This window comes from Pantoea brenneri, from assembly GCF_038594305.1.
Lineage (GTDB): Bacteria > Pseudomonadota > Gammaproteobacteria > Enterobacterales > Enterobacteriaceae > Pantoea > Pantoea brenneri.
On record NZ_JBCGBG010000003.1, the window covers coordinates 516,977 to 535,462 of the forward strand.

The window sequence follows — 18,486 nt, forward strand, 5'->3', positions numbered from 1 at the left end:
GCCTCAGCCGGTCTTATTACCCATTTTACAGCTTCGCGAAGCAACGACGTGCGGCGTCGATGGTGCGCTGAATATCTTCCTCGCTGTGGGCCAGCGACATAAAGCCAGCCTCAAAGGCCGACGGAGCAAAGTAGACGCCTTCTTCCAGCATCAGGTGGAAGAAAGTTTTGAAACGCTCAACATCACAGCGGGTCACGTCGGCGTAACAGGTCACGCTGTCAGCATCGGTGAAGAACAGGCCAAACATCCCGCCAACGTGGTTGACCACCAGCGGAATATTTTGCTGCTGCGCCGCATCACGCAGGCCAGTCGCCAGTTTGCGGGTCAGGGCATCCAGCGTCTGATGGGTGCCGGGCTGCGCTATCTGGGTCAGACAGGCATAACCGGCTGCCATGGCGATCGGGTTGCCCGACAGCGTGCCAGCCTGATAGACCGGACCGGTCGGAGCCAGCGCCGCCATCACCTCACGACGACCGCCAAACGCGCCAACCGGCATACCGCCACCGATGATCTTACCGAGGCAGGTCAGGTCAGGACGGACGTTGTAATACTCCTGCGCACCGCCCAGCGCCACGCGGAAGCCGGTCATCACTTCATCAATGATCAACAGCGCGCCAAACTCATCACACAGCGCCCGCAGGCCCGGCAGGAAGTCTGGCTGCGGCGGAATGCAGTTCATGTTGCCGGCCACCGGCTCAACGATGATCGCGGCGATAGCCTCCGGGTACTGTTCAAAGGCGGCGCGGACCGAATCGAGATCGTTGTAGGTGCAGGTCAGGGTATGCTTAGCGAAATCGGCCGGGACGCCTGGCGAATTGGGCTGGCCGAGGGTTAATGCGCCCGAACCCGCTTTGACCAGCAGATGATCGGCGTGACCGTGGTAGCAGCCTTCAAATTTGATAATTTTATCGCGGCCGGTAAAGCCACGCGCCAGACGAATGGCGCTCATGGTGGCTTCGGTACCGGAGTTGACCATGCGCACCATCTCCATGCTCGGCACCAGTTCGCACACCAGTTGCGCCATGGTGACTTCCATCTCCGTTGGTGCGCCAAAGCTCAGACCGCGCTCAGCGGCCTCAATCACCGCGTTGCGAATCCCGGCGTTATTGTGCCCCAGCACCATCGGGCCCCATGATCCGACATAATCAATGTAGGCTTTGCCATCGGCGTCATACAGGTAGGCACCGTTGGCGTGTTCGATAAACAGCGGAACGCCGCCCACACCGGTAAATGCGCGTACCGGCGAGTTTACGCCACCCGGAATCAGGCGTTGTGCCTCGGCAAACAGTTGTTCGGACTTACTCATTTTCGGCTCCAGCGGTTCATAAAAATATCGCGCCATTCTACGGAAGAGGCGCAGCAGACGAAAGCCGGTTTCACCAGCCGCTATACTTAACCTTAGTGAAAGCGGCACAGAGTGCGAAGGGCAGAGCTTGATTGCGCTGAGGTGCTGGCAGATAATAGCGGTATTAAGGTCGTTTTCTGACCTGGACGTTTAGCGGAGTAAAACATGAGTGATGATGTAGCAGCACTGCCGTTGCAGTTTACCGACGCAGCAGCCACCAAGGTGAAGAACCTGATTGCCGACGAAGAGAACCCGGCGCTGAAATTACGCGTTTATATCACCGGCGGGGGTTGCAGCGGCTTCCAGTACGGTTTTACTTTTGATGACCAGATGAATGACGGCGATATGACCATTGAGAAGCAGGGCGTCTCGCTGGTGGTCGATCCGATGAGCCTGCAGTATCTGGTGGGCGGCTCGGTGGACTACACCGAAGGGCTGGAAGGATCGCGTTTTATCGTCACTAACCCGAACGCGAAAACCACCTGCGGCTGTGGTTCTTCTTTCAGTATCTGATGACGCAGGCCGTCTTCCTGACGGCCTCGTTTACCACTCTATCGTTACCAGCTGATGGTTCCGTCTCTGATTCCCCTCTGATTGAATGACACTGCGTGTCACCCGCGGTTGCGCGCTTGCCTGTCTGCCGCAATCGATCTGCGGCACAGCCTGCGCATCAGGACTGTGAATTTCACAGCGTGAAAAGATGACAAGCCTGACGCCAATAGAGCCGGTGACCGATCCCGCCAGCGTGTACGCCGGGATCAGCAGCCCCATCGCCAGTAGCAGTGCTCTGGTCATGTAAAGTTCCTGGTGTTGTTCAAAAAGCGCTAAGCGCTAAAAAGGACGGCGAGCATACGTGGCGCGCGCGTCTCATATCTTGATTAACGGCAAAAAAGGCTGTTTCTTTAATCGATTAGTTGGATTTTTGTGCGGGATGCAGCGCAGCGCACAGCTGTTTTGCCGCCAGTAACAGGCGCGGGCCGGGACGGCTGAGCCAGTCATCATTAATCGCAATCACCGGCACACTGAGCTGCGGTTGCCAGTAGGTCCGGACGTTGTCAGCCTGGTGGTCACTGCCGCCGATCACAATCGCCTGCGGGTGCCGCATCAGTACCTGTTCACGGCTGACCTGCGGCCAGCTGACCCGGCTGTCGGCAAAGATATTCCTGCCGCCACACAGTTCAATGATCTCATTCTGTAAGGTCGATTTTGCGGCGGTAAACAGCGGCTGCTGACCAAACTGTAAAAACAGCGGCACCACCGGCAGGTGAGCGTAGCGCTGGCGCAGCGCGGCTTGCTGCTGACGCAACTGCTGCGCGGCCTTAACCGCCTGTTCAGGATGCGGACTCCACTGCGCCAGTTTTTCCAGTGAGGCAATCATCTGATCCAGCGTGACCGGATCGATCCATTCGATTTTCAACCCGAGCTGCTGCAGCTGGTCGATCTGTCGCTGCGGATTGCCGCCACGCCAGGCTAATACCAGATCCGGCTTCAGTTGCAGAATACGCTCGAGGTTAATCCCCTGCCAGTTGGCTACCTGCTCAATCGGTTTCGCCTGCGGCGGATAGTCGGACCAGGCGCTGACCGCAATCGGCGTAATGCCGGCGGCGAAGGCGAGTTCAGTCAGGTGGGGCGCGAGGGTGATAACGCGCGGAGAGGAAGCCAGCAGGCTGCCGCTGATCAGCAGCAGCCAGCAGAACAGCAGAGTTTTAGCCACGCGCCAGACGCGCCAGCAGGTTCTCCACCATCAGCGACGACTGCTTAGCCGCGACGCTGAGGAACTCATCAAAGCTCAGATGCGAGGCCTGATCAGCGACGTCAGAAATGGCACGAACCACCACAAAAGGCACCTGGAACTGGTGGCAGACGTGACCGATAGCTGCGGCCTCCATTTCCACGGCAATAGCCTGTGGAAACTGCTGACGAATGCGCGCCAGCGGCTCGGCGCCGTTGATAAAGGCGTCTCCGCTCACCACCAGACCACGCACCGCATTCAGATCGAGCTGCTTAATGCAGGCTTCGGCTGCTGCAATCAAACCCCTGTCGGCAACAAAGGCTGCCGGGCAGCCTGCCATCTGACCGGGCTCATAGCCAAAAGCCGTGACGTCGGCATCGTGATAGCGCACTTCTTCTGATACCACGATATCGCCCACGCTCAGCGAAGCCGCTAAGCCGCCAGCCGAACCGGTGTTGATCACCACGTCTGGCTTACACAGTTGCAGCAGCAGGGTGGTACCCAGCGCGGCGGAGGTTTTGCCAATGCCCGATTTCAACAGCGCAACTTCAACGCCATTCAGGGTGCCGGTATAAATTTCACAGCCAGCCAGCGATAAAGTTTGACGGTTTTCGATTTTGTCGCGCAGCAGGGTAACTTCCTGCTCCATCGCACCAATAATGCCTGCTTTCATAGTGAGTCCCGCTAATGTAAAAAGTCATAATTTAAGGCATAGTCTACCATGGCTAACAGGGGATTAATTCACCAAAAAATAAGGGGTAATGAATGTCAGCGATCAATTTCAGGAAGAAGATCAGCTTCTCGCGCCCTTATACCAGTCGAAAAGATCCGGAGGGGGAATATTACATTACCCGCCACTTCGAGAGCGATCGTGGACGGATTATTAACTCCGCAGCGATTCGCCGTTTGCAGCAAAAAACCCAGGTGTTTCCGCTGGAGCGCAATGCCGCGGTGCGTTCAAGGCTGACGCATTCGCTGGAGGTGCAGCAGACCGGACGCTATATCACCAAGGAGATCCTGCAGACCCTGAAAATGCAGGGCGGACTGGCGCAATATGGACTGGACGAGCTGGAAGGCGCGTTTGAGAGCCTGATTGAGATGGCCTGTCTGATGCACGACGTGGGGAATCCCCCGTTCGGGCATTTTGGTGAGGCGGCGATCAACGACTGGTTTGAAGATAATCTGCCGGCTGAACTGGTTGATCCGCTGGTGGCCGGGGTAGAAGGCGAGATGCAACGCCGCGCCTTCGATCAGCTAAACGCGATGATTCGACAGGATTTGTGCCACTTTGAAGGCAATGCGCAGGCGATTCGTATGGTTCATACGCTGCTGCAACTTAACCTCAGCTACTCACAGGTTGCCTGCATTCTTAAATATACCGCCCCCGCCTGGTGGCAGGGCGAGAAGCCCGCCGAATTCAGCGTGTTAATGAAAAAGCCGGGCTTTTATCTCTCCGAGCAGGACTATATTAGCGACCTGCGCGCCGCGACCAATATGGCAGAGCACCATCGCTTTCCGCTGACCTATATAATGGAAGCCGCCGATGATATCTCCTATTGCATTGCCGATTTGGACGACGCTGTAGAAAAAGATATATTTAATGTTGAGAGTTTGTATGAGTTTCTCAATAAAGCCTGGGGGCCGGTAAAAAATAATGACGCTTTCAGCCGTACCATCGGCGAAGCCTGGCGTGAGGCCTGCAGTAAAAAGCGCCGCAGCCGTAGCGATCAATTCTTTATGTCATTACGCGTAAATGTTCAGAGCGTGCTGGTGACCTATGCAGTGAAGCGTTTTGTTGATAATCTGCCCGCCATATTTGACGGTAATTTCAATCATGCCTTGCTGGAAGATGATGGCGAAGAGGGCCGTTTGTTGCAGTTGTTCAAAACGGTGGCGCGCCAGCAGGTATTTAATCATTCCGAAGTCGAGCAGCTGGAATTACAGGGATATCGGGTTATTAAGGGATTACTGGAAATTTATCAGCCGCTGATGCTGCTCAATTATGAATCGTTTACCACGCTGATAAATGAAGACTTTCTGCGGCACCATCCGATTGAGACCCGGCTTTTTCATAAACTTTCCGGCAAGCATCGTAAAGCTTATCTGCATAAAATGCGCACCCTGGTGGTGGAACATAAATATGAGCGCCTGCTGTGGGAGCGATATTATCGTTTTCGTCTGATTCAGGATTATATTAGCGGAATGACCGATCTCTATGCCTGGGATGAGTACCGGCGGCTGATGGCTGTCGAATAATCACCAATTGTAAAGAGCGCGAATAAATTTTTACCTTTGCTTGAAACTTTAAAAGGAACTTCGCGCTAAAACATTTATCTCAACACCGACCACAGCAATGGTCTGAACAGTTATCCTCAAGAGAAACCAAAAATGAAAAAAAAGAGTTTAATGTTAAGTGCGCTGGCCCTGAGCCTGAGTATGGCCCTGGCGCCCGTCACGGTTTCCGCTGCGCAAACCGCCTCTTCTGATAGTCAGCAACTGCCGAGCCTGGCACCGATGCTGGAGAAGGTGATGCCGTCAGTGGTCAGTATCAGCGTTGAAGGCACCACCACGGTGAAAACGCCGCGTATGCCGCAGCAGTTCCAGCAATTCTTTGGTGATAACTCGCCTTTCTGTCAGGATGGCTCGCCGTTCCAGAGTTCACCGATGTGCCAGAGCGGCGACGGCTCTGCTGGCGGCGCGCCGGCACCAAATACCCAGCAGGAAAAATTCCGTGCGCTGGGATCGGGCGTGGTGATCAATGCTGAAAAAGGCTATGTGGTGACCAACAACCACGTAGTGAATAATGCCACTAAAATTCAGGTCCAGCTGAGCGATGGCCGCCGCTATGACGCCAAAGTGATCGGTAAAGATCCCAGCTCCGACATTGCGTTGATCCAGCTGCAGGACGCTAAAAACCTCACGGCGGTGAAACTGGCCGACTCTGACAATCTGCGGGTCGGTGACTACACCGTGGCGATCGGTAACCCGTATGGCCTGGGTGAAACAGTCACTTCAGGTATCGTCTCCGCGCTGGGCCGTAGCGGCCTGAATGTGGAAAACTACGAGAACTTTATCCAGACGGACGCGGCGATTAACCGCGGTAACTCCGGTGGCGCGCTGGTTAACCTTAACGGTGAACTGATCGGCATCAACACCGCGATTCTGGCACCGGATGGCGGCAACATCGGTATCGGCTTTGCTATCCCGAGCAACATGGTGAAAAACCTGACGGCGCAGATGGTGGAGTTTGGTCAGGTTAAACGCGGTGAACTGGGTGTGATGGGCACCGAGCTTAACTCTGAGCTGGCGAAAGCGATGAAGGTCGATGCACAGCGCGGAGCCTTTGTCAGCCAGGTACTGCCTGGTTCGGCGGCGGCGAAAGCCGGTATCAAAGCGGGCGATGTGGTGGTGTCGATGAACGGCAAGCCGCTGACCAGCTTTGCTGCGCTGCGTGCTGAAGTCGGTTCATTGCCGATTGGCACCACCCTGAAACTGGGTCTGCTGCGTGATGGCAAACCGCTGGATGTGTCGGTTCAGCTGCAGCAGAGCAGCCAGGCGAAAGTCCAGTCGGCCACCATCTACACCGGCATTGAAGGGGCCGATCTCAGCAATAGCGACGCTGGCGATAAAGGGGTTCGCGTGGATAACGTCAAAGCGGGCAGCGCTGCCGCTCGTATCGGCCTGAAAAAAGGCGACGTGATTCAGGGCGTGAACCAGCAGCCGGTGACCAACCTGGGCGAACTGCGTAAAATCCTTGATTCCAAACCGTCGGTGCTGGCGCTGAACGTCAAGCGCGGCGACAGCAGCATCTACCTGCTGATGCAGTAAGCGGCAAGGCATTGCTATCAGGCGGACTTCGGTCCGCCTTTTTTATTGCCTCAATTCGTGCCGGTCAGAGTGTGATGCTGACCGCAAATTCACTAAATGCCCACCTGGCTCTGTGCAGTTGCACAATGTTCTGGCCGCCTTGCATGCGTATTCTATCTCTCCCCCTCTTTTTCAGGAGTAATGGATGGCTACCTATCATCTTGATGCCCGGCTGGCGCAGGATATCGTGGCGCGCACCATGAAAATTATTGACAGCAATGTCAACGTGATGGATGCGCGCGGCCGGATTATTGGCAGCGGCGATCGCGAGCGCATTGGGGAATTGCACGAAGGCGCGCTGCTGGTGCTCTCTCAGGGGCGGGTAGTGGACATTGATGAAGCGGTGGCGAAACATCTGCACGGGGTGCGGCCCGGCATTAATCTGCCGCTGCGGATAGACGGCGATATTGTCGGGGTCATCGGCCTGACCGGTGAGCCGCTGGCGCTGCGGCATTATGGTGAGCTGGTCTGTATGACGGCGGAGATGATGCTGGAGCAGGCGCGACTGCTGCATATGCTGGCGCAGGACAGCCGTCTGCGCGAAGAGCTGGTGCTGAATCTGATTCGCAGCGATACCCTGTCGCCGCAGCTGACCGAATGGGCGCAGCGGCTCGGCATCGATCTTAATCAGCCGCGCGTGGTGGCCGTGGTTGAGGTCGATAGCGGCCAGCTGGGCGTCGATAGCGCAATGTCAGAGTTGCAGCAGCTGCAAACGTTGCTGATCACGCCGGAGCGCGACAACCTGATCGCCATTGTTTCGCTGACCGAAATGGTGGTGCTGAAGCCGGCCCTGAATGGGCACGGCCGTTACGATCAGGAGGATCATCGTCGGCGGGTCGAGCAGTTATTACAGCGAATGAAAGAGAGCGGCCATCTGCGGATGCGGATTGCGCTGGGAAACTTTTTCACCGGCCCCGGCAGTATTGCGCGTTCCTATCGTACCGCCCGCACCACCATGATGGTTGGCAAACAGCGTATGCCCGAGGTGCGCAGCTATTTTTATCAGGATCTGGTGCTGCCGGTGCTGCTCGACAGTCTGCGTGGCGGCTGGCAGGCCAATGAGCTGGCGCGGCCACTGGCGAAACTCAAGAGTATGGATAACAACGGTTTGCTGCGGCGAACGCTGATCGCCTGGTTCACCCATAATGTGCAGCCGAGCGCGACTGCGCGTGCGCTGTTTATTCACCGTAATACGCTGGAGTATCGGCTGAATCGGATTTCGGAGTTAACCGGGCTGAATCTCGGGCACTTTGACGATCGGCTGCTGCTCTATGTGGCGCTGCAGCTGGATGAGCAGGGATGAGCGGGGCGGTAACGCCGACATAAAAAAGGCCAGCAGAGCTGGCCTTTTTCGTCACTGACAGCCGATTAACGACCGTTGCGGGTCAGTTTTTCGAGGTCAGATTCGATTTCGGTAATTTTGTGTGACACTACGCTTTCCAGGTGGCGCAGGTCATCAAGAATTTTACGTTTCAGATCCACTTCAACCTGGTCGCGCTGGCAAATCTGGTCCAGCTCGTCAATCACGTAACGCAGATTCGGGCTGATTTCCTGTACTTCTTTGTAGCCCTGGGTAGCGTGATCGGCCACCACTGTTTTACGCTGACGCGGGTATTTGAATTTCACGCTTTTCGCGAAAAACTCGCCTTTATCTTTGCGGAAGTAGATCTTCAGAATATCGTTATTGGCTTCCTGACGCAGGCTGTAACGATCAATATCATCCGGATTACTGATACCTAAGCTTTTCAGATTGTCATACATAGCGTTGTTTCCATCAAAAGGTGAGAAGCGCGCAGTCTTGTTCATGACGTCTGACAACTGTAGACATAAATAAGCAGGATGAACATTGCGCGACGGGATTTAACTGGCGCGGATTATGACCTGAATAAAAAATAAACGCACCAGTTAATTCGCGGCGCAAAACAGGATGTTGGCGGGGAAGTGTAAAGAAAAGATGACGGGCCGGTTTCCAGCCCGTCACTTAAATCAGTCGATGGTGCGCAGCAGTTCGTTGATACCTGTTTTGCCGAGCGTTTTCGCATCGACTTTCTTCACGATTACCGCACAGTAGAGGCTGTAGCTGCCATCTTTAGACGGCAGGTTACCTGAGACCACTACGGAACCGGCTGGCACGCGGCCGTAATGCACTTCGCCGGTCTCACGGTCATAGATTTTGGTGCTCTGACCGATGTAAACGCCCATTGAGATCACTGAGCCTTCTTCAACAATCACGCCTTCGACGATTTCAGAGCGTGCGCCAATGAAGCAGTTATCTTCGATGATGGTCGGGTTGGCCTGCAGCGGTTCCAGCACGCCGCCGATGCCTACGCCGCCGGAGAGGTGAACGTTTTTACCAATCTGCGCACAGGAGCCAACGGTTGCCCAGGTATCCACCATGGTGCCTTCATCCACGAATGCGCCAATGTTAACGTAAGAGGGCATCAGCACCGTGTTGCGGGCGATATAGGCACCCTGACGCACAGCCGCTGGCGGAACCACACGGAAACCGGCCTCTTTGAAACGCGCTTCATCCCAGCCAGCAAATTTCATCGGCACTTTGTCATAAAAACGGGTTTCAGCACCTTCCATCACCTGGTTGTCGTTGATGCGGAAAGAGAGCAGTACCGCTTTCTTCAGCCACTGATGCGTTACCCACTCACCGTCGATCTTTTCGGAAACGCGCAGTGCACCGCTGTCCAGCAGAGAGATAACCTGGTTGATGGCATCACGGGTTTCACTGTCAACGCTGGCTGGGGTGATATCAGCACGACGTTCGAAGGCGGATTCAATAACGCTCTGTAACTGTTGCATATTTTTTTCCTGATCTGTCATGTGCAGTGCCGGATAATCACCCGACACGAGTAAAAAGTTTAAGGTTCACAAATCGACTTTGGTCACACTTTATCGTTTGGATTAAGGGCTTCTGTCAACCGTTGTTGCAACGCTTTACGCATTTCTTCATCCAGCGCCTGACGCTCACTGTTGGCGAGAATAAACAAATCCTCGACCCGTTCACCGATGGTGCTGATGCGCGCGCCGTGCAGCGAGACGCCGAGATCGGCAAACACTTCGCCCACTCGCGCCAGCAGGCCGGGCTGATCAAGGGCCACCAGCTCGAGGTAGCTGCGGCGATCGGTATGGGTTGGCAGAAAATTGACTTCGGTATCGACGCTGAAGTGCTTCAGCCTGGCCGACGGACGACGGGTTCGCGGCGGCACCCAGTCTGACTGGGTAATCGCCTGCTCCAGCGCCTGAATAATCATCGGATGGCGATCCGGTGCCAGCGGGCTGCCGTCGGGCTCCAGCACGATAAACGTATCCATCGCCATGCCGTCGCGGCTGGTAAAGATTTGCGCATCGTGCACGCTGAGATTACGGCGATCCAGTTCGCCCGCCACTGCGGCAAACAGGTGCGGCCGATCCGGACTCCAGATAAAGATTTCAGTGCCGCCGCGCGTGGCCTGCGGGCTGACCAGCACCAGCGGTTTTGTCAGATCGTGGCCCATCAGATGGCGGGCATGCCAGGCGATCTGATTCGGCGTATGCCGCAGGAAATAATCGGCGCGGCAGCGGTTCCAGATCTGATGCAGCCGCTCTTCATCAATATTGTCCATCCGCAATAGCGCCAGCGCCTGCAGACGATGGTGACGCACCCGCTCACGCAGGTCCGGGCTGTTCTCCATGCCGCGTCGCAGCTGTTTCTCGGTGGCGAAAAACAGTTCGCGCAACAGGCTCTGCTTCCAGCTGTTCCACAGGCTTTCGTTGGTGGCGCAGATATCCGCTACGGTGAGGCAGACCAGATAGCGCAGGCGATTTTCATTCTGCATCACCTCGGCGAACTGCTGGATCACCGTCGGGTCCTGAATATCGCGGCGCTGCGCGGTGACCGACATCAGCAGATGATGGCGCACCAGCCAGGCAACCAGCTGCGTTTCACGCGAGTTCAGGCCGTGCATTTCAGCGAAGTCGAGTGCGTCCTGTGCGCCGAGAATCGAGTGATCGCCGCCGCGCCCTTTGGCGATATCGTGCAGCAGCGCGGCCATCAGCAACAGCTCCTGCTGCGGCAGGCGCGGCCAGAGTTCAACGCACAGCGGATGCTGCGAGCGGGTGGCTTCGCTGGCGAAGCTTTCCAGCTTCTGCAATACGCGAATGGTGTGCTCATCAACGGTGTAGGCGTGGAACAGATCAAACTGCATCTGGCCGACAATATGGCCCCACAGCGGGGTGTAAGCCCACAGCACGCTGTGACGGTGCATCGGCACCAGCGCCCGGCTGACGGCGCCAGGATGACGCAGAATAGACATAAAGGTGCGGCGCGCTTCCGGAATCTGACACAGCGGCTGCTTCAGATGGCGGCGCGCATGACGCAGATGGCGCAGGGTGGTGGAGTAGATGCCTTTGATGCTGTCGTTACGCACCATGACGTAGAACATGCGCAGAATTGCCTGCGGCTCACGCTCAAACAGCGTTTCATCGCGCAGGTCAATCAGGTCGCCGCGTAGCTGAAAGTCATCGTCGATCGGGCAGGGTTTTTCGCTGGTGGACAACGCCAGAATCGCTTCATCGAACAGCTGCAGCAGCATCTGGTTCAGCTCGCCAATCCGGCGCGTCACCCGGTAAAAGTCTTTCATCATCCGCTCGACCGGCTCGTTGCCTTCGCCCTGATAATTAAGACGTTGCGCCACGCTGAGCTGGCGATCAAACAGCAGACGGTTGTCGTAGCGGGGCAGCGAAAGATGCAATGCGAAACGGATCCGCCAGAGAAATTCCTGACACTCATTCAGCTCGCTGCGCTCCACTTCAGTGAGGAAACCGAAGCCGACCATCTCATCCAGGGTGGTGGCGCCAAAGTGGCGGCGCGCCACCCATTGCAGGGTATGAATATCGCGCAGGCCGCCGGGGCTGCTTTTGATGTCTGGCTCAAGGTTGTAGCTGGTGCCGTGATAGCGCTTATGACGCTCCTGCTGCTCTTCAATTTTGGCGGCGAAAAAGCACGATGAAGGCCAGAAGCCGTCGCTGAAGACGTTTTTTTGCAGTTCAAGGAACAGCGCCACGTCACCGGTCAGCATCCGCGATTCAATCAGATTGGTGGCTACCGTCAGATCCGATAAGCCCTCCAGCAGACACTCCTCCAGCGTGCGCACGCTGTGGCCAACCTCCAGCTTCAGGTCCCACATCAGGGTCAGCAGTTCGCTGGTGCGCTGTGCAGCCTGTTCATCCAGCGGCTGACGGCTGAGGATCAGCACGTCTATGTCTGAGAGCGGATGCAGCTCGGCACGGCCATAGCCGCCAACGGCCACCAGCGCGATGGCGCTCATCTGATCAAAGCCGAAAAAGCGCCACAGACGACGCAGCAGGCGATCGATAAACAGCGTGCGGGCATCAATCAGCGGCTCGACGGCTTCACCGGCGTCGAAAGCGGCAGACAGATGGTGCTGAAACTGCTCCAGCCGCTGTTTCAGAATGTCGCGGGTGAGCTGATCGTCATCCCATTCGGCCGGGGAATCGATCAGACCGTTTTGTACCTCTTCCGACAGGCTCACGCTCATGCAGCTCTTCTCTTCTTCAGCCAAAAAAAAACCGGCTTAGCGCCGGCTTGATTCTGTAGTGGGGGAATTACCCTTCAGCAACCAGCACCGCAGGCAGGGTGTCATCTTTGCGCAGGGTTAAGATCTCACAGCCGTTTTCCGTCACCACAATAGTATGCTCATACTGCGCGGACAAGCTGCGATCTTTGGTTTTTACCGTCCAGCCATCTTTCATGGTGCGGATGCGGTAATCGCCCGCATTCACCATCGGTTCCACGGTAAATGTCATGCCCGCCTGCAGCACCACGCCGCCATCGTCGGCATCATAATGCAGCACCTGTGGCTCTTCATGGAAGCCCTTGCCGATGCCGTGGCCGCAATACTCACGTACCACCGAGAAGTCATTCGCTTCGACATATTTCTGAATCGCCCGGCCCAGCTCACGCAGACGGATACCGGGCTTGATCAGACGCAATGAGAGATAGAGGCTCTCCTGAGTGACGCGGCACAGACGTTCGCCCTGGATGGTCGGCTTGCCGACGATAAACATCTTAGAGGTATCGCCGTGATAGCTATCTTTAATTACGGTGACATCAATATTGATGATGTCGCCGTCTTTTAGCTGGCGGTCATCGCTGGGAATACCGTGACAAACGACTTCATTGACCGAAATGCAGACCGATTTCGGAAAGCCGTGATAGCCCAGACAGGCAGAAATCGCCTGCTGATGCTGTGTGATGTAGTCATGGCAGATGCGATCGAGTTCACCGGTAGTCACGCCCGGCTGAACGTGTGGCTCGATCATCTCCAGCACCTCGGCAGCCAGACGGCCGGCGACGCGCATTTTTTCGATTTCTTCAGGGGTTTTAATTGAAATTGCCATTAAATTAATCCGCATTTGTCGAAATTTCCGACAATAATGAACTCTGTGCTGTCATGTTAGCAGTCAGCAAATGGGCTGCCAAATAGAGAACACGCTGGCCGCGGTCAGCGATCATTTATTGGCGTCACTGGGCTGATTGTGGTATAAAGCGCGCCGACGATTCTCTGTATGGCCGTTTCGGTCAGCAGGAAACGCATAACTCTCATTATGTGTAATAAAACACACATGTATCGACACATACGCCGGGGTGCCTTGAAAAAGGTCGGTCGTATGGGATACATGGAGGCCCAACCCCAATCAAACTTTAGAGGTTATCATGGCAACTGTTTCCATGCGCGACATGCTCCAGGCTGGTGTTCACTTCGGTCACCAGACCCGTTACTGGAACCCAAAAATGAAGCCATTCATCTTTGGTGCCCGTAACAAGGTTCACATCATCAACCTGGAAAAAACTGTCCCTATGTTCAACGAAGCTCTGGCTGAACTGAACAAGATCGCTTCCCGTAAAGGTAAGATCCTGATCGTAGGTACTAAGCGCGCTGCTGCTGAAGCGGTAAAAGAGTCTGCACTGAGCTGCGACCAGTTCTTCGTAAACCACCGCTGGTTGGGTGGCATGCTGACTAACTGGAAAACCGTGCGTCAGTCAATCAAGCGTCTGAAAGATCTGGAGACTCAGTCTCAGGATGGTACTTTCGACAAACTGACCAAAAAAGAAGCGCTGATGCGTGCGCGTGAGCTGGCCAAGCTGGAAAACAGCCTGGGCGGTATCAAAGATATGGGCGGTCTGCCAGACGCACTGTTTGTTGTCGATGCTGACCACGAACACATCGCAATCAAAGAAGCAAACAACCTGGGTATCCCGGTATTTGCTATCGTTGATACCAACTCAGATCCAGATGGCGTTGATTTCGTTATCCCAGGTAACGACGATGCGATCCGTGCTGTAAACCTGTACCTGACTGCCGTTGCGACCACCGTTCGCGAAGGCCGCTCTCAGGACCTGGCTGAGCAAGCTGAAGAAGCGTCTTTAGAAAACGCTTAATAAGGTTTGCTCTGCATAAGAGCCCTTAGCATTCAGATGTGATCTGTAAGGGGCCTATACTGGCCCCTTTATTTTATCTAAGTCTGTCACGCCCCCAACCGGACGGCGGGACAGAGTAAATTTTCCGCAAATAAGTGTCTGCTGGTGCAAACGTACACAGGCACGAACCGAGGATTCTGGAATGGCTGACATTACCGCTGCATTGGTAAAAGAACTGCGCGAACGTACTGGCGCGGGCATGATGGACTGCAAAAAAGCGCTGACTGAAGCGAACGGCGACATTGAGCTGGCGATTGAGAACATGCGTAAGTCTGGCGCAATCAAAGCAGCGAAAAAAGCAGGCAACGTTGCTGCTGATGGCGTAATCAAAACCAAAATCGTTGGTGACTACGGTGTGATTCTGGAAGTGAACTGCCAGACTGACTTCGTCGCAAAAGATGGTGGTTTCCAGGCATTCGCAGACAAAGTTCTGGATGCAGCTGCAGCGGATCGCATCACTGACGTTGAAGTGCTGAAAGCGCAGTTCGAAGAAGAGCGCGTTGCGCTGGTTGCTAAAATCGGTGAGAACATCAACATCCGTCGCGTTGCTATCCTGGAAGGCGCAGAGCTGGGCAGCTACCTGCACGGCGCACGTATCGGCGTTCTGGTTTCAACCACCGGCGCAAGCGAAGATCTGATCAAACAGATCGCGATGCACGTTGCGGCGAGCAAGCCTGAATTCGTTAAGCCAGAAGACGTGTCTGCAGACGTGGTAGAGAAAGAGTACCAGGTTCAGCTGGACATCGCGATGCAGTCTGGCAAGCCGAAAGAAATTGCCGAGAAGATGGTTGAAGGCCGTATGAAGAAATTCACCGGTGAAGTCTCTCTGACCGGTCAGGCTTTCGTTATCGACCCAAGCAAAACCGTTGGCCAGGCGCTGAAAGAGCAGGGCGCTGACGTCATCAATTTCATCCGCTTCGAAGTGGGTGAAGGCATCGAGAAAGTTGAGTCTGACTTTGCTGCAGAAGTTGCAGCCATGTCCAAACAGTCTTAATGCTCTGAAAGAACCGCCAGAAGGCGGTTCTTTTTTGTCTGTGAACCGCAACAGACACGTTTTCAGTTTCATCCCAATAGCAATTTCATTGCGGTAAGCGGATGATCGATCAGATTTTACTTCTCCTTATCACCCTATCTTCCAGGAAGAACTGACCATGGCGACCAACGCAAAACCTGTTTATCAACGTATCCTGCTAAAACTGAGCGGCGAAGCACTGCAAGGCGCTGAAGGTTTTGGTATCGACGCGAGTGTGCTTGACCGTATGGCACAAGAGGTAAAAGAACTGGTTGAATTGGGCATCCAGGTTGGCGTTGTGATTGGCGGGGGGAACCTGTTCCGTGGCGCAGGCCTGGCGCAGGCGGGAATGAACCGCGTAGTGGGCGACCACATGGGGATGCTGGCAACCGTGATGAACGGTCTGGCAATGCGTGACGCACTGCACCGCGCCTATGTGAACGCGCGCCTGATGTCGGCGATTCCACTGAATGGCGTCTGTGACAACTACAGCTGGGCGGAAGCGATTAGCCTGCTGCGCAATAACCGCGTGGTGATTTTCTCCGCCGGTACCGGTAACCCGTTCTTCACCACTGACTCTGCTGCCTGTCTGCGCGGCATTGAGATTGAAGCCGACGTGGTACTGAAAGCGACCAAGGTTGATGGCGTCTATTCTGCCGATCCGGTGAAAACCCCGGACGCGACGCTGTATGAACAACTGACCTACGCCGAAGTGCTGGATCAGGAGCTGAAAGTGATGGATCTCGCGGCCTTTACCCTGGCGCGTGACCACAAACTGCCGATCCGCGTGTTCAACATGAATAAGCCTGGCGCACTGCGTCGTGTAGTCATGGGTGAAAAAGAAGGCACCCTGATTACGCATTAATACCCGAGGCGAGATAAAATAAGGTATATTCTGTCAGCGCGATGATAACGCATCGCGCACCAGTCAGGATTATCGATGATTATCGATCCCGCTTCCGGTTATGCCGGAACTGGCCAGGTCAAACCGAATCCAAGGGTTTCAACGTGATTAACGACATCAAAAAAGATGCTGATACGCGCATGGATAAATGCGTCGAAGCATTCAAAACCACCATCAGCAAAGTGCGCACCGGTCGTGCTTCACCTTCGCTGCTCGACGGCATCGTCGTCGAATATTACGGCACGCCAACGCCACTGCGTCAGCTTGCTTCCGTTACCGTGGAAGATTCACGCACGCTGAAAATCAACGTGTTTGATCGCTCACTCGGTCCGGCAGTCGAAAAGGCGATCATGACGTCCGATCTGGGTCTGAACCCAAGTTCAGCCGGTACGGATATTCGTGTTCCGCTGCCTGCGCTGACGGAAGAGCGTCGTAAAGATCTGATCAAAATCGTGCGCGGCGAAGCCGAGCAGGGCCGCGTGTCGGTACGTAACGTCCGTCGCGATGCCAACGATAAAATCAAAGCGCTGCTGAAAGATAAAGAGATCAGCGAAGACGACGAGCGTCGTGCGCAGGATGAAATTCAGAAAATGACCGATGCACACATCAAGAAAGTTGATGCTGCACTGTCAGAAAAAGAGACGGAGCTGATGGATTTCTAATCCCATCACTGCCGGAAAAAACGCCGTACAGAGAGGTATTCGTATGAATGCGACATCTGGCGGCGTTTTACATTGTGTCTGCGGGCACGTCTGTTGACTTCACATGGATAGCATCATGAAGCGATTAACTCTGCTGGGCTCAACCGGGTCAATCGGCACCAGTACCCTGGCGGTGGTTCGCGCCAACCCCGAGCTTTATCAGGTCACCGCGCTGGTTGCCGGCCACAACGTGGCGCTGATGGCCGAACAGTGTGCCACTTTCCAGCCGCGCTATGCCGCAATGGCCGATGATGCGTCCGCCGCCGCCCTGCGTGAGCGACTGAGAGCACTCAAGGTAAACACTGAAGTGCTCTCCGGCGTTCAGGCAGCCTGCGAGCTGGCGGCGCTGGATGAGGTTGATCAGGTGATGGCGGCGATAGTCGGCGCGTCAGGTTTGCTGCCGACGCTGGCGGCGATCCGCGCTGGCAAAATCGTGCTGCTGGCGAATAAAGAATCGCTTGTCACCTGCGGCCGTTTGTTTATGGAGGCGGTGCGTCATCATAATGCCCGTTTACTGCCGGTCGACAGTGAGCATAACGCCATTTTTCAGAGTTTACCGGCTACCATCCAGCATCAGTTAGGTTACGCTGACCTGCGGGATAATGGCATCGAGTCGATTATCCTTACGGGATCAGGTGGTCCTTTTCGTGACACAGATTTAGCGGATCTCAGCGCCATGTCGCCGGATCAGGCCTGTGCACATCCGAACTGGTCAATGGGACGAAAAATCTCCGTTGATTCGGCCACCATGATGAATAAAGGTCTTGAGTACATTGAAGCCCGTTGGCTGTTTAATGCCAGCGCAGCGCAGATGGAAGTGATACTGCACCCACAATCGGTGATTCACTCCATGGTGCGATACTGCGATGGCAGCGTGCTGGCTCAATTGGGTTCTCCTGATATGCGTACGCCGATTGCCCACAGCATGGCCTGGCCGGCGCGTATTCACGCTGGCGTAACGCCGCTGGATTTCACCCGCATGTCGGCGCTGACGTTTGCAGAACCCGATTTTGGTCGCTATCCCTGTCTGAAGCTGGCGATTGATGCTTGCGAAGCAGGGCAGGCGGCGACCACCACGCTCAATGCTGCCAACGAGGTTGCCGTTGCGGCTTTCCTGAATCACCAGATTCGCTTTACCGACATCGCCGCGCTGAACAGCGCTGTGCTGGCGGCGCAGGCGTGTCCGGAACCGGATTCGGTGGACGCTGTCCTCGAAATCGATCGCACTGCACGCACGCTGGCGACAGAAATGTTGTCGCGCTTCACGTCGTGAAGCCGATCATTATGAGGCCATTTGTTCGCTTCAGGTGAAAATGGTATAGTCGCTGGCTCGCGTTTCACGGTCTGTCACCGGATTCGGTGTAGCCTGGCACAACGTGTCGGGATTTAGATCGGGCGCAATGTATTCAGAAACCACAGCATTTCTGATGAAA

General features: G+C 55.3%; 17 protein-coding genes. 9 read left to right on the top strand and 8 right to left on the bottom strand.

Going from position 1 to position 18,486, the window contains the following annotated elements; translation table 11 throughout:
* Positions 1–25: 25 nt before the first annotated feature.
* The gene (gene hemL, locus AABB92_RS15875; RefSeq protein WP_046289220.1) at positions 26–1,306 is read right to left on the bottom strand and encodes a glutamate-1-semialdehyde 2,1-aminomutase; all 1,281 of its coding nucleotides are present in this window, start codon (positions 1,304–1,306) and stop codon (positions 26–28) included.
* A 204-nt stretch (positions 1,307–1,510) separates the two neighbouring features.
* On the opposite strand from hemL, the gene erpA reads away from it, so the two are divergent.
* Positions 1,511–1,858, top strand: a complete 348-nt coding sequence (gene erpA / locus AABB92_RS15880; RefSeq protein WP_031375266.1) for an iron-sulfur cluster insertion protein ErpA — start codon at positions 1,511–1,513, stop codon at positions 1,856–1,858.
* Positions 1,859–1,888: 30 nt separating this feature from the next.
* Here the strand turns inward: erpA and AABB92_RS15885 are convergent, their stop codons facing one another.
* The 3 genes from AABB92_RS15885 to mtnN all read right to left on the bottom strand — a co-directional run bounded on the left by AABB92_RS15885 (position 1,889) and on the right by mtnN (position 3,750).
* Positions 1,889–2,140, bottom strand: a complete 252-nt coding sequence (locus tag AABB92_RS15885) for a hypothetical protein (protein ID WP_031375267.1) — start codon at positions 2,138–2,140, stop codon at positions 1,889–1,891.
* 115 nt (positions 2,141–2,255) lie between these two features.
* Complete coding sequence (gene btuF / locus AABB92_RS15890) at positions 2,256–3,059, bottom strand: vitamin B12 ABC transporter substrate-binding protein BtuF (RefSeq protein ID WP_031375268.1); 804 nt, start codon at positions 3,057–3,059, stop codon at positions 2,256–2,258.
* The gene (gene mtnN, locus AABB92_RS15895) at positions 3,052–3,750 is read right to left on the bottom strand and encodes a 5'-methylthioadenosine/S-adenosylhomocysteine nucleosidase (RefSeq protein ID WP_031375269.1); all 699 of its coding nucleotides are present in this window, start codon (positions 3,748–3,750) and stop codon (positions 3,052–3,054) included. Before mtnN ends, btuF begins: the two co-directional genes overlap by 8 nt.
* Positions 3,751–3,842: 92 nt before the next feature.
* Here mtnN and dgt point away from each other — a divergent pair, with 92 nt between their 5' ends.
* The 3 genes from dgt (at position 3,843) to AABB92_RS15910 (ending at position 8,247) form a co-directional block, all read left to right on the top strand.
* Positions 3,843–5,333 (top strand): dGTPase, encoded by a 1,491-nt coding sequence (gene dgt / locus AABB92_RS15900; protein WP_031375270.1) that lies wholly within the window; start codon positions 3,843–3,845, stop codon positions 5,331–5,333.
* A 132-nt stretch (positions 5,334–5,465) separates the two neighbouring features.
* Positions 5,466–6,905 (top strand): serine endoprotease DegP, encoded by a 1,440-nt coding sequence (gene degP / locus AABB92_RS15905; protein ID WP_031375271.1) that lies wholly within the window; start codon positions 5,466–5,468, stop codon positions 6,903–6,905.
* 184 nt (positions 6,906–7,089) lie between these two features.
* A complete protein-coding gene (locus AABB92_RS15910; protein WP_031375272.1) occupies positions 7,090–8,247 on the top strand; it encodes a CdaR family transcriptional regulator in 1,158 nt (385 codons plus the stop codon).
* A 65-nt stretch (positions 8,248–8,312) separates the two neighbouring features.
* Here AABB92_RS15910 and AABB92_RS15915 read toward each other — a convergent pair whose 3' ends face one another.
* The 4 genes from AABB92_RS15915 to map form a co-directional block, all read right to left on the bottom strand.
* A complete protein-coding gene (locus tag AABB92_RS15915) occupies positions 8,313–8,705 on the bottom strand; it encodes a DUF3461 family protein (protein ID WP_010254085.1) in 393 nt (130 codons plus the stop codon).
* Between the two features lie 225 nt (positions 8,706–8,930).
* Positions 8,931–9,755 carry a 2,3,4,5-tetrahydropyridine-2,6-dicarboxylate N-succinyltransferase gene (gene dapD / locus AABB92_RS15920; protein WP_031375273.1) on the bottom strand — a complete coding sequence of 275 codons (825 nt, stop codon included), beginning with the start codon at positions 9,753–9,755 and terminating at the stop codon, positions 8,931–8,933.
* 83 nt (positions 9,756–9,838) lie between these two features.
* A complete protein-coding gene (glnD, locus tag AABB92_RS15925; RefSeq protein WP_046289206.1) occupies positions 9,839–12,493 on the bottom strand; it encodes a bifunctional uridylyltransferase/uridylyl-removing protein GlnD in 2,655 nt (884 codons plus the stop codon).
* A 67-nt stretch (positions 12,494–12,560) separates the two neighbouring features.
* Entirely contained in the window at positions 12,561–13,355 is a 795-nt protein-coding gene (gene map, locus AABB92_RS15930; RefSeq protein WP_031375275.1) for a type I methionyl aminopeptidase, read from the bottom strand.
* 316 nt (positions 13,356–13,671) lie between these two features.
* Between map and rpsB the strand changes: the two genes are divergently transcribed.
* From rpsB to ispC, 5 genes are all read left to right on the top strand, one after another.
* Positions 13,672–14,397 (top strand): 30S ribosomal protein S2, encoded by a 726-nt coding sequence (gene rpsB, locus AABB92_RS15935; RefSeq protein ID WP_031375276.1) that lies wholly within the window; start codon positions 13,672–13,674, stop codon positions 14,395–14,397.
* A gap of 181 nt (positions 14,398–14,578) precedes the next feature.
* A complete protein-coding gene (gene tsf, locus AABB92_RS15940; protein WP_031375277.1) occupies positions 14,579–15,430 on the top strand; it encodes a translation elongation factor Ts in 852 nt (283 codons plus the stop codon).
* Between the two features lie 157 nt (positions 15,431–15,587).
* The gene (gene pyrH / locus AABB92_RS15945) at positions 15,588–16,313 is read left to right on the top strand and encodes a UMP kinase (RefSeq protein WP_031375278.1); all 726 of its coding nucleotides are present in this window, start codon (positions 15,588–15,590) and stop codon (positions 16,311–16,313) included.
* A 143-nt stretch (positions 16,314–16,456) separates the two neighbouring features.
* Positions 16,457–17,014 (top strand): ribosome recycling factor, encoded by a 558-nt coding sequence (gene frr, locus AABB92_RS15950; protein ID WP_031375279.1) that lies wholly within the window; start codon positions 16,457–16,459, stop codon positions 17,012–17,014.
* A gap of 115 nt (positions 17,015–17,129) precedes the next feature.
* Positions 17,130–18,326 carry a 1-deoxy-D-xylulose-5-phosphate reductoisomerase gene (ispC, locus tag AABB92_RS15955; RefSeq protein WP_031375280.1) on the top strand — a complete coding sequence of 399 codons (1,197 nt, stop codon included), beginning with the start codon at positions 17,130–17,132 and terminating at the stop codon, positions 18,324–18,326.
* The last annotated feature ends 160 nt before the right edge of the window (positions 18,327–18,486 follow it).

What these genes read in the sequence shown, in the direction of transcription:
- hemL (WP_046289220.1), bottom strand. Translation starts at nt 1,306, where the DNA reads ATGAGTAAGTCCGAACAACTGTTTGCCGAGGCACAACGCCTGATTCCG.
- erpA (WP_031375266.1), top strand. Translation starts at nt 1,511, where the DNA reads ATGAGTGATGATGTAGCAGCACTGCCGTTGCAGTTTACCGACGCAGCA.
- AABB92_RS15885 (WP_031375267.1), bottom strand. Translation starts at nt 2,140, where the DNA reads ATGACCAGAGCACTGCTACTGGCGATGGGGCTGCTGATCCCGGCGTAC.
- mtnN (WP_031375269.1), bottom strand. Translation starts at nt 3,750, where the DNA reads ATGAAAGCAGGCATTATTGGTGCGATGGAGCAGGAAGTTACCCTGCTG.
- dgt (WP_031375270.1), top strand. Translation starts at nt 3,843, where the DNA reads ATGTCAGCGATCAATTTCAGGAAGAAGATCAGCTTCTCGCGCCCTTAT.
- degP (WP_031375271.1), top strand. Translation starts at nt 5,466, where the DNA reads ATGAAAAAAAAGAGTTTAATGTTAAGTGCGCTGGCCCTGAGCCTGAGT.
- AABB92_RS15910 (WP_031375272.1), top strand. Translation starts at nt 7,090, where the DNA reads ATGGCTACCTATCATCTTGATGCCCGGCTGGCGCAGGATATCGTGGCG.
- AABB92_RS15915 (WP_010254085.1), bottom strand. Translation starts at nt 8,705, where the DNA reads ATGTATGACAATCTGAAAAGCTTAGGTATCAGTAATCCGGATGATATT.
- dapD (WP_031375273.1), bottom strand. Translation starts at nt 9,755, where the DNA reads ATGCAACAGTTACAGAGCGTTATTGAATCCGCCTTCGAACGTCGTGCT.
- glnD (WP_046289206.1), bottom strand. Translation starts at nt 12,493, where the DNA reads ATGAGCGTGAGCCTGTCGGAAGAGGTACAAAACGGTCTGATCGATTCC.
- map (WP_031375275.1), bottom strand. Translation starts at nt 13,355, where the DNA reads ATGGCAATTTCAATTAAAACCCCTGAAGAAATCGAAAAAATGCGCGTC.
- rpsB (WP_031375276.1), top strand. Translation starts at nt 13,672, where the DNA reads ATGGCAACTGTTTCCATGCGCGACATGCTCCAGGCTGGTGTTCACTTC.
- tsf (WP_031375277.1), top strand. Translation starts at nt 14,579, where the DNA reads ATGGCTGACATTACCGCTGCATTGGTAAAAGAACTGCGCGAACGTACT.
- pyrH (WP_031375278.1), top strand. Translation starts at nt 15,588, where the DNA reads ATGGCGACCAACGCAAAACCTGTTTATCAACGTATCCTGCTAAAACTG.
- ispC (WP_031375280.1), top strand. Translation starts at nt 17,130, where the DNA reads ATGAAGCGATTAACTCTGCTGGGCTCAACCGGGTCAATCGGCACCAGT.